Origin of the sequence: Lactobacillus sp. N54.MGS-719, assembly GCF_000980505.1 — a bacterium.
Taxonomy (GTDB): Bacteria; Bacillota; Bacilli; order Lactobacillales; family Lactobacillaceae; genus Lactobacillus; species Lactobacillus amylovorus.
The window spans coordinates 1-13278 of the sequence record NZ_LARO01000015.1 but is presented as its reverse complement, the minus strand read 5'-3'; the positions used below and the strand labels follow the sequence as shown (position 1 = coordinate 13278).

Annotated in this window: 9 protein-coding genes and 1 pseudogene; 8 read left to right on the top strand and 2 right to left on the bottom strand. The window is 38.2% G+C overall.

Annotation, left to right across the window (positions count from 1 at the left end; genetic code table 11):
* The first annotated feature begins 54 nt into the window (after positions 1-54).
* The 6 genes from uvrB (at position 55) to whiA (ending at position 8486) form a co-directional block, all read left to right on the top strand.
* Positions 55-2103, top strand: a complete 2049-nt coding sequence (gene uvrB, locus WS44_RS04215; RefSeq protein WP_046433294.1) for an excinuclease ABC subunit UvrB — start codon at positions 55-57, stop codon at positions 2101-2103.
* Entirely contained in the window at positions 2093-4933 is a 2841-nt protein-coding gene (uvrA, locus tag WS44_RS04210) for an excinuclease ABC subunit UvrA (RefSeq protein ID WP_046433291.1), read from the top strand. Before uvrB ends, uvrA begins: the two co-directional genes overlap by 11 nt.
* 58 nt (positions 4934-4991) lie before the next feature.
* Complete coding sequence (locus WS44_RS04205) at positions 4992-5534, top strand: DUF308 domain-containing protein (protein WP_013641667.1); 543 nt, start codon at positions 4992-4994, stop codon at positions 5532-5534.
* 89 nt (positions 5535-5623) lie between these two features.
* The gene (gene rapZ / locus WS44_RS04200) at positions 5624-6505 is read left to right on the top strand and encodes an RNase adapter RapZ (protein WP_013437494.1); all 882 of its coding nucleotides are present in this window, start codon (positions 5624-5626) and stop codon (positions 6503-6505) included.
* 8 nt (positions 6506-6513) lie between these two features.
* Positions 6514-7551 carry a gluconeogenesis factor YvcK family protein gene (locus WS44_RS04195; protein ID WP_013641668.1) on the top strand — a complete coding sequence of 346 codons (1038 nt, stop codon included), beginning with the start codon at positions 6514-6516 and terminating at the stop codon, positions 7549-7551.
* Entirely contained in the window at positions 7551-8486 is a 936-nt protein-coding gene (whiA, locus tag WS44_RS04190) for a DNA-binding protein WhiA (protein ID WP_046433288.1), read from the top strand. Before WS44_RS04195 ends, whiA begins: the two co-directional genes overlap by 1 nt.
* A gap of 51 nt (positions 8487-8537) precedes the next feature.
* On the opposite strand, the gene clpP is transcribed toward whiA, so the two are convergent.
* Positions 8538-9122, bottom strand: a complete 585-nt coding sequence (clpP, locus tag WS44_RS04185; RefSeq protein ID WP_013437497.1) for an ATP-dependent Clp endopeptidase proteolytic subunit ClpP — start codon at positions 9120-9122, stop codon at positions 8538-8540.
* A 189-nt stretch (positions 9123-9311) separates the two neighbouring features.
* Here clpP and WS44_RS04180 point away from each other — a divergent pair, with 189 nt between their 5' ends.
* Positions 9312-10940 carry an SH3-like domain-containing protein gene (locus tag WS44_RS04180; RefSeq protein WP_013641669.1) on the top strand — a complete coding sequence of 543 codons (1629 nt, stop codon included), beginning with the start codon at positions 9312-9314 and terminating at the stop codon, positions 10938-10940.
* 60 nt (positions 10941-11000) lie between these two features.
* Here the strand turns inward: WS44_RS04180 and WS44_RS04175 are convergent, their stop codons facing one another.
* Complete coding sequence (locus WS44_RS04175) at positions 11001-12434, bottom strand: amino acid permease (RefSeq protein ID WP_013437499.1); 1434 nt, start codon at positions 12432-12434, stop codon at positions 11001-11003.
* Positions 12435-12747: 313 nt separating this feature from the next.
* Here WS44_RS04175 and WS44_RS04170 point away from each other — a divergent pair.
* Positions 12748-13278, top strand: a pseudogene (locus WS44_RS04170) (helix-turn-helix domain-containing protein); the annotation flags it as partial.

The window sequence follows — 13278 nt, the reverse complement described above, 5'->3', positions numbered from 1 at the left end:
ATACTAGTTGAAAAGTTGGGCATCAAGTCCAACTTTTTTCTTGAGGAGAAATTTATGATTAAACGACAAAAAGATCGGAAGTTTGAGTTAGTATCTAAATTTAAACCCGCTGGAGATCAAGAGCAAGCTATTGATGAATTAACAGCTGGTTTTAAAAAAGGTTATAAAGAACAAATCCTAGAAGGTGCAACTGGTACTGGTAAAACTTTTACTATGGCCAATATTATTGCCAAGCTTAATAAACCCACTTTGGTAATTACGCACAACAAGACCTTGGTTGGTCAGCTTTACGGCGAGTTTAAGAGCTTTTTCCCACATAATGCCGTTGAGTATTTTGTGTCTTACTATGATTACTACCAACCAGAAGCTTATGTACCACAATCTGATACCTATATTGAAAAAGACTCATCAATTAACGATGAAATCGATCAGTTGCGTCACGCCACGACATCAGCTTTGATGGAACGTAACGACGTGATTGTGGTAGCTTCAGTATCATGTATTTATGGTTTGGGTGATCCTAAAGAATATGCTCGCAGCGTGTTAATGATTCATGAAGGTCAAGAATATGAACGCAATACCTTATTGCGTGATTTGGTTAACTTGCAATATGACCGTAACGACATTGACTTTCAACGTGGACGTTTTCGTGTGCGTGGCGATGTGGTTGAAATTTTCCCTGCCGGTAACTCTGAGCACGCTTATCGAATTGAATTTTTCGGCGATGAGATTGATCGTATTGTGGAAGTTGATTCTTTGACTGGTGAAGTAATTGGCGAACGTGAAAGTATTTCGCTTTTCCCAGCAACGCACTTTATGACTAATGACGAACAAATGAGGCGCGCACTTAAGGCGATTTCTAAGGAAATGAAAGTGCAAGTCAAAAAGTTCGAGGGCGAGGGTAAATTGCTTGAAGCTGAAAGAATTAAGCAAAGAACCACGTATGACATGGAAATGATGGGCGAAGTTGGTTATACCAATGGGATTGAAAACTATTCTCGTCATATGGAAGGTAGAAAAGCCGGCGAACCACCATACACTTTGCTCGATTTCTTCCCAAATGATTTCTTAATTTTAATTGACGAATCTCACGCGACTATGCCAGAAATTCGTGCGATGTATAATGGTGACCGCAATCGTAAGAAGACTTTGATTGATTATGGTTTCCGTTTGCCATCAGCTTTAGACAACCGTCCACTTAAGTTGTCTGAATTTGAGAAACATGTAAATCAAATTTTGTACGTATCTGCTACTCCTGGTGATTATGAACTTGAAAGAACGGACCACAAGGTAGAGCAGATTATTCGACCAACTGGTTTGCTAGATCCAAAGATTGAAGTAAGGCCAATTGAAGGGCAAATCGATGACCTGGTTGGTGAGATTAACAAGCGAATTGATCGCAACGAGCGTGTATTTGTTACTACTTTAACCAAGAAGATGGCTGAAGATCTGACCGATTATCTGAAGGATTTAGGAATAAAGGTCCGTTACTTGCACTCAGATATTAAGACGCTAGAACGAATGCAAATTTTGCGTGATCTGCGACTAGGCAAGTTTGATGTCTTAATCGGTATCAACCTTTTGCGTGAAGGGATCGATGTACCAGAAGTTTCCTTAGTGGCAATTCTAGATGCAGATAAGGAAGGCTTTTTACGTGCATATCGACCACTGGTTCAAACGATGGGACGTGCTGCTCGTAATGCCAATGGTGAGGTAATTATGTATGCTGATACGATTACTGATTCCATGAAGGCAGCGATTAAGGCCACTAAGAGACGGCGTAAGATTCAGAAAGAATTTAATAAAGAGCATGGTATTACGCCTAAGACGATTATTAAACCAATTCAAGATGTAATTTCGGTTACTAAGCCTGCTGGAGATGCTAAGGAAGAAAAATCCGATAGCTTTGCAGATTTGAACTTTGATGAGTTAACAGCCAAGCAAAAGAAGAATATGATCAAGAACTTGCAAGAGCAGATGAAGGAAGCTGCCAAGAAGCTTGACTTCGAAGAAGCTGCTAACTTGCGGGATGCAATTATGGAATTGCAGTCATCATCAAGAAAGCCGAAGACAAGAAAAGGGAAGAATTTTAATGGCAAATGATAGAATTGTTATTCGCGGTGCACGTGAACATAATTTAAAAGATATTAATTTAACCATTCCTAAAGACAAGTTAGTAGTAATTACCGGTTTGTCTGGTTCTGGTAAAAGTTCTTTAGCATTTGATACGTTGTATGCCGAAGGTAGACGTCGTTATGTACAATCACTGTCTAGTTATGCTAGGCAATTTTTGGGCCAAATGGATAAGCCAGATGTTGATTCAATAGATGGCTTAAATCCTGCTATTTCAATTGACCAAAAGACTACTTCACATAACCCTCGTTCAACTGTAGGAACGGTTACTGAAATTAACGATTATTTACGTCTTCTTTGGGCTAGAGTGGGTCACCCAATTTGTCCTAATGATGGCACTTTAATTGAAAGACAATCCGTTGATCAAATGGTTGATCGAATTATGGCGCTGCCCGAAAGAACCAAGATTCAATTACTAGCTCCTGTAGTTCGTGCTAAACGCGGTGAACATAAGGAAGTCTTCAAGCGAGTTCAACGTGCCGGATATGTCCGTGTCATCGTTGACGGCGAAATGCATGAGATTGGCGAAGAATTTAATCTTGAGAAAAATAAGCGTCACTCAATCGATATCGTGGTTGACCGTTTAATCGTTAAAGACAGTATTAAGTCTCGTTTATTTGATTCAGTTGAAGCCGCATTGCGTTTGTCAGATGGTTACATGAACGTTGATGTCATTGGCGGCGAAATGATGAACTTCTCTGAATACTATGCTTGTCCTAAATGTGGTTTTACAGTTGGTGAAATGGAACCAAGATTGTTCTCATTTAATGCGCCATTTGGTGCTTGTCCTGACTGTGATGGCTTAGGAGTAAAGCTTGCCGTTGATGAAGATTTGGTTGTTCCCGATAAAAGTCTGACTTTAGCTGAAGGGGCACTTGCTCCATGGAAGACTTCTAATTATTATTCAGAAATGCTTGAGCAAGCTTGTACCGCATTGAAGATTCCAATGGACAAGCCATTTAATAAATTAACTAAGCGTCAAAGAGACATCATTTTGCATGGTTCTACTAAATCGGTAAAATTCCATGTTACTGGCGATTTTGGTGTTAATGATACAACGCAACCATTCGAGGGCGTAATGGCTAATGTTGAACGACGCTACAGACGACCAATGTCTAAATTTATGCGTGACGTAATGGGCAAGTACATGACTGAATTAACCTGTGCTACTTGTCATGGCAAGCGTCTTAATGAAAAGGCATTGGCAGTCAAAGTTATGGGCAAGGATATTGCCGAAGCTTCAGATTTGTCTATTAATAAAGCATTGGCATTCTTTAAGAGCGTAAAGTTTAGCGAACAAGAAACTGTGATTGCCAAGCCAATTCTAAAAGAAGTAAAAGATCGTCTTTCATTCTTGGATAGTGTTGGACTTGATTATTTGACCCTTTCTCGTTCAGCCAATACTTTGTCTGGTGGAGAAGCTCAGAGAATTCGTTTGGCTACGCAGATTGGTTCTAACTTGTCTGGTGTTATGTATGTCTTAGATGAACCTTCAATTGGTTTGCACCAACGTGATAATGATCGTTTGATTGCATCACTTAAACGCATGCGCGATTTAGGCAATTCACTGATTGTGGTTGAACACGATGATGAGACTATGCGCCAAGCCGATTATTTGGTAGATATGGGACCAGGTGCCGGTGTCTATGGTGGTAAAGTGATGGCACAAGGTACGCCAGAAGAAGTAGAAAAGAATCCTAATTCACTAACAGGTCAATATCTTTCTGGTAAAAAGTTCGTGCCAGTGCCATTAAAACGTCGTAAGGGCAACGGCAAATTTATTACAATTACTGGCGCACAAGAAAACAATTTAAAGAATATTGATGTTAAATTCCCATTAGGTAAATTTATTGTAGTTAGTGGCGTGTCTGGTTCAGGTAAATCAACTTTAGTTAATATGATTTTGAAGCGAGCTTTAGCACAGAAACTAAATAATAATTCCACTAAACCTGGTAAATATAAGTCGATCAAAGGTTACAAGAATATCGAAAAGATTATTGATATTGATCAAAGTCCAATCGGTAGAACTCCTCGTAGTAACCCTGCAACTTATACCAGTGTCTTTGATGATATTAGAACGCTTTTTGCTCAAACCAATGAAGCAAAGATGCGTGGTTATACCAAGGCACGTTTTTCATTCAATGTTAAAGGCGGACGTTGTGAAGCCTGTCACGGTGATGGTATCATTAAAATTGAAATGAACTTTTTGCCAGATGTTTATGTACCTTGTGAAGTGTGCCATGGCAGCAGATATAATTCAGAAACACTTGAAGTAACCTACCGTGGTAAGAATATTGCTCAAGTGCTAGATATGACGATCAATGAAGCATGCAAGTTCTTTGAAAATATCCCTAAGATTCAACGCAAGTTGCAAACGATTGTCGATGTAGGTTTGGGCTATGTTAAATTAGGTCAGTCTGCTACGACACTTTCTGGTGGCGAAGCTCAAAGAATGAAGTTGGCCGCAGAACTGCAAAAATTATCTACCGGTAAAAATTTCTACATTCTTGATGAACCAACTACTGGTTTGCATACAGATGATATCAAACGCTTGCTTAAAGTATTGCAACGCTTGGTTGATGAGGGAAACACCGTTTTAATCATTGAACATAATCTTGATGTAATTAAGAATGCCGACTGGTTAATCGACTTAGGTCCTGAAGGCGGTGATGGTGGTGGTCAAGTTGTTGCCACAGGTACACCGGAAGAGGTCGCTCAAGTTAAGGAAAGCTATACTGGTCAATACCTTAAGCCAGTACTCGAGCGTGATACGAAGTTAACCGAAGAAGCGCAAAAATAAATTAGAAGTTATCTTTTATCCTCAAATAAGTGTAAAATATGTAGCAAGGAGGATAAAAATGGATATTTTTTCAAGTTCTAGAGATAACCGCAGTTTTGACTGGGGTGCCTTTATTGCAGGTATCTTAATGGTAGTTGTTTCATTTATTCTTTTGAGACACCCTGCTAAAGGTTTACATGCATTCGTTTTAATTTTTGCAATCATTTCAATCGTACAAGGCTTAGTATGGCTTGCCGGCTATTCACGTTTTAGAAGCTTTTTCTCACGTAGCTGGGTAGCACTTATTTCAGGTATTTTGGACATTATCGTTGGTATTTTGTTCTTATGCTCATACGATGTAGGTGGCTTAACCATTGCATACTTGTTCGCAATTTGGTTCTTTGTAGACTCAATTGTGGGTATTGCCTTTTCATGGCACTTACGTGATTTCTCAGGTGGCTACTTCATCTTTAACCTAATTTTGAATATCATCAGTTTGATCATCGCAATTTGCTTGATCTTTAACCCAGTTTTAGCAGCATTAAGCTTGGTATGGCTTGTTGCCTTCTGGCTTTTGGTATTCGGAATCAACGAAATCGTTTTAGCATTTATGCATCGTTAATATTAAAAGAAGCCGTAAGGCTTCTTTTTTTTGCTGTCAAAATGAAACGCCCGGGTGTATGATATAATTTATGCAAGGAGGAACTAACGATGGCTGATGAGAAAAAACAATTATTAATTGTCACGGGGATGAGTGGTGCAGGTAAGACTGTTGTTGCTCATGACCTTGAAGATATGGGCTATTTTGTAGTCGATAATCTTCCTCCCACATTACTAGGAAGCTTTTGGGATTTAATCAATAATTCCAATGATTTCCATAAAGTAGCAGTAGTAATTGATTTACGAGTAAAAAGTTTTTACACAGATTTATTAGATGAAGTTAATTCATTAGAGGATAACGGCAATGTCCAAGCAACTATTCTCTTTTTGGATGCTTCAGATGATGTTTTAGTAGCTAGATATAAAGAAACAAGACGTTTGCCTCCATTAGCTAATGATGGTAAGGGACGATTGCTTGATGGTATTCAAGAAGAACGTCACATTTTAACCCCAATTAAAAATCGTTCTAACTACATTATTAATACTTCTAACTTGTCTACTAAGAAATTAAAGCAAAAGTTAATTAATACTTTTAGTGATCGTAAGCGACAACCATTTTCAATTGAAGTTATGTCATTTGGTTTTAAGTATGGGATGCCAATCGATGCAGATATTGTAATGGATGTACGTTTTTTGCCTAACCCATTTTATATTCCAGAATTGCGTCCATTTACAGGACTAGACAAACGTGTCTTTGACTACGTAATGAATAAAAAAGAAACGCAAGTCTTTTATCATAAGTTGTTAGACCTGCTTGAGACGGCGATTCCTGGCTATATCAAAGAAGGAAAAGAGAAACTTACAATTGCAATTGGTTGTACAGGCGGTCAACACCGTAGTGTGTCAATTGCTCAACAACTTGCTCGCGATTTAGCTAAAAAGTATCCAGTCGATATTACTCACCGTGAAGTGAGTCGCTATATTAGAAAGTAGGCATGACAATGTCATACGGAGAAACAAGAATCGTGCGCGTTATTAAAGGCAGACGCCCACGGATAGTCGTAATTGGTGGGGGAACAGGCCTGCCAGTTATATTAAATGCCTTAAAAGATCAAAATGCGGAAATTACTGCAATTGTTACTGTTTCAGATGATGGTGGCTCATCTGGCTCCATTAGAAACTTTATTAACGTTGTTCCGCCTGGTGATATTAGAAACGTATTGGTTTCATTAAGTGATTTACCACAAGAAGAAAAAGATATTTTCCAATACCGTTTTGATTCCTCTGATGCATTCTTCTCAGGTCATGCGATTGGTAATTTGATTATCGCTGCCTTGAATGAAATGCACGGCAATATTTTTGATGCAGTTCAATCTTTATCTAAAATGATGCGAGTAGATGGCCATGTTTTCCCTGCTTCAAATGAACCATTAACCTTGAATGCGGAATTTATCGATGGCACTACTCAGTCCGGTGAAACCGAAATCACTTCTAAAGATAAGCGAATTAAAAGAGTCTGGGTTACCGATACTGACTCAGATGCAGAACCTAAGGCAGTATTACCGGTTCTTGCTTCAATTATGCAAGCCGATGCCGTTGTTCTAGGACCAGGTAGTTTGTTTACTTCAATTTTGCCTAACTTGATGATTTCTAACTTGGGTGAAGCTGTTCGTGAGACTGAAGCAGAAGTTATCTATATTTGTAACATTATGACTCAGCGCGGTGAAACTGATCACTTTAGTGATGCAGAACACGTAGAAGTAATCAATAATCACTTAGGTGGTCACTATATCAATACTGCTTTGGTTAATGGCGCTAAAATTGATATGAGCAAATTCCACCCTGAAGATTATGATGCTTATCTTGAACCTGTAAGAAATGACTTTGAAGGTTTAAGAGCACAAGAATGTCGTGTAATTACCGATGACTTTATTGATCAAAGACATGGTTTAGTCTTCCATGATGGTGAAAAGGTAGCTAAGGAAATTATTAATCTGGCATTTGAAGCAATGTCACGAAAGAGAATGAAGGAAAATTAATGGCTAGTTATGCTAGTGAGGTCAAAAAGGAGCTAACTTCGCTTGAGGTGCATCCAGAGCATGCAAAAGCAGAGTTAGCCGCTTTTTTGCGGATGAATGGAGTTTTAAATCTTCATGATCATCAATTTAGTTTAGATATTACAACAGAAAATCCTGCGATTGCGCGACGCATTTTTAAATTAATCAAAGTAGCTTACGGTATTGAGCCATTGCTGATTGTTTCGCGCAAGATGAAACTAAAGAAAAATAATCAATACTTAGTTCGTCTTAATCAAAAAGTGCAAGAAATTCTGGAAAATTTGCAAATTTGGGATCCTGAAAAGGGATTAGTAACCAGAATTCCTGAACGAATTCGTAAGTCTCGTGAAGGGGCAATGTCATACTTGCGTGGTGCCTTTTTAGCCGGTGGTAGCGTCAATAACCCTGAAACTAGTCGTTATCACTTAGAGGTTTATTCAACTTATGAAGATCATAATGAAGATCTAGCTAAGATTATGAATGAATATTTCTATTTGAATGCTAAAATGACTAAGAGAAGAAGAGGTTATATCGTTTATCTCAAAGAAGCTGAAAAAATTGGCGACTTTTTGCATATTGTAGGTGCATTAAATGCCATGCTTAATTTTGAAGATTTGCGGATTATGCGTGATATGCGTAACTCAGTTAACCGTTTGGTTAACTGCGATACCGCAAATATGAAAAAGACAGCTTCTGCCTCGGCTAAACAAGTTGAAGATATTCAAACAATTCAGGCAGAAAAGGGCTTAGATGATTTGTCAGAAAAATTGCAAGTGCTAGCTCGTTTTAGACTGGCCCATCCTGAATTAACTTTAAAAGAAGTAGCGGATCAGATTCCCGATGGTCCTATCTCTAAATCAGGAGTAAATCACCGCTTTAAAAAATTACATGAAATTGCGGAAAGTTTAAGAGCATAAAAAAAGATCACTTCAATCGAAGTGATCTTTTTTTGCGTAATCAGTTAATGATTACTTCTTCTTGTTGACCATAATTTCGTCAATTAAACCGTATTCCTTAGCTTCTTCTGCAGTTAAGTAGTTGTCACGTTCAGTATCCTTTTGAATCTTGTCCAAAGGTTGACCGGTAGTTTCGTGTAAGATTTCGTTAATCTTCTTACGACTCTTTAAAATTTCGTTAGCTGCAATTTGAATATCAGTTTGTTGACCTTGTGCACCACCTAATGGTTGGTGAATAAGGACGGTTGAGTTAGGAAGTGCGAAACGCTTGCCCTTAGTACCACTAGTCAAAAGGATGGAAGCCATTGAAGCAGCCATACCAATTGCAATAGTAGAAACATCCGACTTGATAAAGTTCATGGTGTCCATGATAGCAAGACCAGAGGTAATAACACCACCAGGAGAGTTGATGTAAAGTGAAATATCCTTAGTGTTGTCTTGAGCATCTAAGAAGAGCAATTGAGCAATGATTGAGTTGGCCATTTGGTCATTAATTTCACCACTCAGCATGATAATTCTGTCTTTAAGCAAACGTGAGTAAATATCGTAAGCACGTTCGCCACGAGCAGTTTGTTCAATAACTGTAGGTACTAGCATAAATTTGCCTCCTAAATTTTTCGTTATATTTAATTAGCACTCATTCAAGTACAGTGCTAATTAAATCACTTCGTAATAAAAGTGTCAAATAATGAGACTTACTTGTATTGAAATTGTATTTTTGCGAGTGAATCTTATATATTATAATTACTATGTAAAATCAAAATTATGTAATATCGGAGGATAGGCTTGAAGTATACAAATAAAATTTTAACCGCTACATCTGCTGTAGCACTTAGTGTAGGTTTGTTAATGGGCTATGCTAAACCTGTTTCTGCTGCTGACGCTAACTCAGCAAGTAAGACAACAGATACTAATAGCTCTAGTGATAGTAAAAAAGCACCAGTTCAAACCAGTACTTCTTATGATTTGATGGTTAAAGTGGGTAGTGGTAGACGCTACAATGTTTACAAGAAGATCAGCAATGGTAAGCCTTCTGGCAAGATCGCTGATGCAAGTGACTACCAATACGCTCATATTCAATCAGATCAAAGTATTAAGACTAGAGATAATGGTACTTATTGGCGTATTTACGTAGACGGCCGTAAGGTTGGTTACGTAAACCAAAACTATTTCACTAGAAACACAATTGCTGTTCCTAAGACTGTAAGTTTGGTTAGAAATAGCAACTACCTCTTTGATCCTACTGATGCAATCAGTTATGTAACCAACAATATGGGTACTGTGATTGATAACCAAGATGTAGATGTATCTGAAGATATGATCGACTGTACTGATCCAGGTACTTACAATGTTAAGTACAGTTATGGTTCTGCTAAGGCAACAGTTAAGGTAACTGTTAGAAAGAGCACCAAGGAAGGTATTGCCGACGCAAGCAAGGTTCAAGCTAAGTCATTTGACGGTAACTTGAAGTCTTGGAAGACTTACTATGGTAGTTCAGCTAACTACGTAACTAAGACTGACTTTGCTCCTGATAAGTCTAAGCATACTTATACTAGTGATGATGGTAATTTAACCTTTAAGACTCGATTCTTCCAACCAGTTTTATTGAGTGTTGCTAGAAACATTAAAGATGACGACTACATTAACCGTGTAGGTCACATTCCAGAAGGTATCACGATGTCAAACGGCTGGCTTTACACTAGCTTGCTCAGCAGTACTACTATTACTGACGGCCACATTGTGGGTTACAACTTGAACAACTTGACTAACGCCTTTAACGGTCAATACTTACTTGATATGTCACAAAGCAAGTTTAACTCATATGTTAAGAACATTAAGGTAAGTCCTTATATTCCAATTGGCCACGGTCAAGCTATGGGTTCTACCGACAAGTACGTCTATGTATTGAACAACAATAATAAAGTTTCATACAAGAGTAACTTCTCAACTGAATTAGTTCAAATCCGTAAGAGCGACATGTGCATAAACAAGATCTGGACTATTAAATGCTGGAACGGTAGTGAATCAGAAGGTCGTTACTTCCAAAACGGCGTAATCGTAAGTGATAACAAGATGTACACTACAACTTACAACAAGGATGACGATCAAACTGAATACTGGGAATTCAACCGTAAGGGTGACAACTGGTATCCAACTATTGTAGGTGCAACTAAGGGTGGCATTGTTTCAAACACTTACACTCAAGGCTTCACTTATGATCCTAAGAACAACAACTTCTACATTGCATTTAACGATGTAATTGCTAAGATTGCCAAGAACGGTGAAGTTAAGGATACTTACCAATTCCACACTGGTCGTGAAATTGAAGGTATCGCAGTAGCCAACAACAGACTTTACACTAACTTGGCACAACGTGCAGAGCTGCTTGAAAGTAGTCAAACTTTGACTAAGTAAAATTTAAGATATAAAAAATAGCGATGATTAAAATCATCGCTATTTTTTTATGCTTTAGTATTAGTTGGCTTGAGCATCTTGATGTTTCTTAATTGTTGGAAGGATTAAACCTAATGCAATTAAAATGATTGGAGTCAAGATGTTTAAGAGCAATGTGAATGGATCTGGTGAGTAAATACCAAAGATACAACATGCAGCAGTAACTACGAAACACCAAATACCAGCAGTGTAAGCTAAACCTTGATGTTTAGTCATTTGATAAGTAGTTTCAAACTTTTCTTGGTGCTTTCTTAAAGCAATGTAAGCTGTGAATACCCAAAGGTAACGAAGTGGCATAGTAGTTGAGTTTAACTTAACCAATTGAGCCATAACAGCTTGTGCGTTAGGTACAAGGGCTTGAATTGCGATCAAACCACCTGACAAGATAACTACCATCCAGATACCGTTGATGTAGGCACCGTGTTTGTTAAGCTTGAGCAAACTCTTTGGAATAAATTCCTTAGCTTCTTTACTACCTAGAAGCATTCTAAGTGGAGCATCGATACTAATTACCAAAGTTGAGAATTGGCCGATTACGTTACACCATGAATAAATGTACATGAATAAGCCACCAACATGGTAATATTCACCAAGCTTTTGGAATGCCATGTAGGCACCGTTTGAAATGTATTCGTTAAGGTTAGCGTTAACTACCTTAGGATCAAACATCAATGCCATGGCAAAAGTACCTAAGATAGCTGAAACCATAACCATGATTGCAAGAGCCATCATTGCCTTAGGGAAGTTCTTTGATGGATCCTTAACCTTATTTACATAAGGAGAAATCTTTTCACAACCACCAACGGCAAATACCAAAATTGAAAGTGAAGTAAAGTACTTAACATTAAATGTTGGCATTAAGTTCTTCCAATTGAAGTTGATGCTGTAAAAACCAGCATGTGGGTTGATAGCTGGAGCTGCGAACATCATGATAATGAATAAGATTGACATGATGAACATTGAAGAACCGGCAACAGTAGCTAAGCCCTTTAAAACTGGAATACCACGACTGGCAACCCAGCAGAAGAACAAGAAGACAACTAAAGTTGCAAATTGAGTCCAAGCAGTAGGTAAACCATCGTACCAATGAGTATTACCAAAAATACCCCAGGCCATGGCTCTCAAACCACCGGTACCCTTACTTGAAATATAAACAACGTGGCAGGCCCAGTAAGTCCAACCAGCGTAGTAGGCCCATTTGGCACCCATTGTGGCGTTAACCCAAGATGAAACCCCACCTTCAGCGTTTTTGAAAGTGGCACCAAGTTCACCAACCATCAGTGCATAAGGAACAAAGTAGAGAAGGAACATTACGATCCAACTGAAGATGACCTTTGTTCCATCAAAGTAGACGTAGCCGTTAACAACGTTACCAAATCCCCATACGGTAGAGAAGGCCATCATTGCCAAGGTCGTCCACATCATCTTTTTAGGATTGTTTTGTGATTCAACCATAAACTATATCTCCTATATTACTAAAATATTTATGTGAACTTTTTAATTATATAACAATAACGTTTGCAAAATTTTAATGTTAATGCTACTCTCATAAGAATTTAACGCCTTATTTTTGGGTAGCTGGTCACTTATAAAGGTGCTTTTATGAATATTATTTTTTAATGTAAAAGATAAAATGATCTTATATATTTTTATATTGGATATTGGCCGATTGTAAAATTAAATTGAACACTTTGTAAAAAATAAAAGCCCATCTGGGCCTGTTTGATAGAATGTTAATAACCACAAAAACTTCTATTGGAGGTCACAAATGGACTCTTTATATTCTACCATGAATCAGCGCATTAAAGGCAAAGACTTATCATTCGAAGAGCGGGTTATTATCCAAACTCGTATTAAAGACGGCTTCTCTCTTAGAGCTATTGTACGTGAACTTGGTTGTTTCCCGTCTACCATCAGCTATGAAGTCAAACGCGGTACTGTTTCTCTTTATCATGGCAAACAGAGGCGGTACAAGGCTGATCACGGTTAAAGCGTTTATCAGGCTAATCGATACCATTGTGGCCGCAAATCAGGCTTCTTGAAGAAATCTGATTTTATCGAATATGTTAACAAGCATTTCTCTGAAGACGACTGGTCGCTTGATGTATGTGCCAATCGCAGTTTGGCTATAGGAGAATTTTCTAGTAATCAAACGGTTTGTACTAGAACCCTGTATAACTATGTCGATCAAGGATTAATGGATAGCAGAAACTGTGATTTGCCCGAAAAGTTAAAACGCAACACTAAAATTCATCGCATCCGCAAAAATAAGAGAAAGCTTGGCCGAAGCATTGAAGAA